At 74.5% G+C, this 1,867-nt stretch carries 1 protein-coding gene and 1 pseudogene; both read right to left on the reverse strand.

Features of this window, described 5'->3' with window-relative positions; translation table 11 throughout:
* Positions 1-188 precede the first annotated feature (188 nt).
* Positions 189-1,484, reverse strand: coding sequence for a hypothetical protein (locus tag ACWJ6R_RS35645; RefSeq protein ID WP_449066432.1), 1,296 nt, complete (start codon positions 1,482-1,484; stop codon positions 189-191).
* A gap of 110 nt (positions 1,485-1,594) precedes the next feature.
* A pseudogene (locus ACWJ6R_RS35650) lies at positions 1,595-1,867 on the reverse strand (phospholipid carrier-dependent glycosyltransferase); the annotation flags it as partial.

Genomic DNA, 1,867 nt, shown 5'->3' on the forward strand with positions numbered 1-1,867 from the left:
GGGCCGGCCGCGGCCGGGCCTGGTTCGGGAGGGGGGGCCGGGCGCCTCCGGTGGTGTGCCCCGGGGCGTGTCCGGGGCCGTCCCCGGCTGCGGAGCACCGTCGCGGGAGGTGGGTTCGGGCACGTTCCGCTATTGCCCGTTATGGGAAGAAATAGTCGGATGAAAAGGGGGTGGAGCTGGGGAACGGCTCACCCCAGGCTGACGTACCGGCGAGGACGCAGGGCGTGGCCGCGCAGGGCCGCCAGCGCGGCGGCGCGGCCCGCCGGGGTGAGCCCGTCCCCCGCCCGCAGGCCGAACGCGTCCAGAAGGCGGGTCAGCCCGGTCAGGGAGGCGTCGATCTCCGGCCGGCGCTCCTCCTCGCAGCCGATCACGGCGGCCACGCTCTCGCGGTCGGCGGGCAGGCCGTCGGCCAACAGTATGAGCGCCACCTCCCTGGCGGAGACACCGAGGTCGTGCTCGCGGGAGACGGGCGAGAGCAGCGCGGCCGTCGCGGCCTCCCAGAGCAGGTCCGCGTCACCGAGCAGGCGCCGCCCGGCGGCGGTGGTCACCAGGGCGCGGCCGTTCCGGTCCAGCGCACCCATCCGCCGGGCGGCCTCTCCCGCCGCGGCCAGTTCGTCGCCGCCCCAGCCGCCGGGCGTCTCCGAGAGCGCCGCGAGCACGGCGGGCGCGACGGCGACGGAGTCGTCCGGACCTTCCGCGTCCTCAGGGTCCCCAGGGACCCGGGAATCCAGCGAGTCCGACGGGGCCGGGACGAGCGGGATCCCGCCGGGCTCCCCGCCTCGGCGCAGCAGCCAGCGCAGCGCCGCCAGATGCTCCCCGGCCGGAACCGGGATCGGGGCGTGCAGACGGACCTCGAAGGGCTGGGCCAGCTCGCGCCAGGCCGTTCCCCGGCCCAGCACCCACCGGTTCAGCCGCTCCCCCTGCACCCGGTGCAGCCAGTTGTCCCCACCCAGCTCGGCCCGGGGCGCGGTCAGCCAGCGGCGGGTCAGGGCCTCGCGGTCGCGGGTGGAGCCGGGCGCGAGCCCGCCCGAGACGATGGCCAGCTCCAGGGCGGCCGAGCAGGCGCCGTGGGCGCCCAGCTCCTCCGGTCCCATGATCGAGCTCCACCGCAGCTCCGGCACGTCGGGCGGGAGCACCCCGCGGGCGTCCAGCGCCGACTGGTAGGCGGCGATCCCGGCGTCCTCGCCGGCCCGGGCGTAGGTGCGCAGGATCTGCGCGGTGACGGGGGAGGAGCACAGCGCCGCGTAGCGCTCCAGCCCGCCCAGGCGGAGCAGCCGGCCCAGCGCGCGGGCCGTCGCGGGCCGGTCGCCGGAGACCTTGGTGGGCAGCGTGTACCAGAGGAACTCGCAGACGGCGAGTTCGGTGATCGTCTCCAGCGGCTCACCGCCGCTCAGCCACTCGATCGCACCGCGGGCGTCCTCGGCGCAATCGGGATCGGACCGTTCGAGATCGGCGAGGAGCGCGGCCACGTCCGGTGCAGGCATGCCTCGAAGTCTGCCGTATGACGGCCTGCCCTGACGATGAACGTGACGTAGTGGATCGTGCACGTCGCCCACCCTACGAAATCAGCTCTAAGCAACTCGTATGTGGACGGTCAGATCCACCTCTGGAAGAGCATTCTCGCGTGCCACTCGGCGTACGGGATGCTCTCCGCGGTGAGCACGGGATAGAGGTACCAGAAATTGAGCAGCGCGAGCAGCACGAACGCCCCGACGACCCCCGCACCGATCATGCGCCGCCTCGACGGGACGTGCATCGGGCCGAAGAGCCCGGCGACCCCCGCGCCGAGCATGCGCTGCTTCGGCGAGGCGTGCGCCGGGCCGATGACCAGTCCGGCGGCCAGGACGACGGCCAGGATCATGAACGG

Source organism: Planomonospora algeriensis (assembly GCF_977012225.1).

Excerpts from the sequence above, each read along its gene's own strand:
- ACWJ6R_RS35645 (WP_449066432.1), bottom strand. The coding sequence starts at position 1,484 with ATGCCTGCACCGGACGTGGCCGCGCTCCTCGCCGATCTCGAACGGTCC.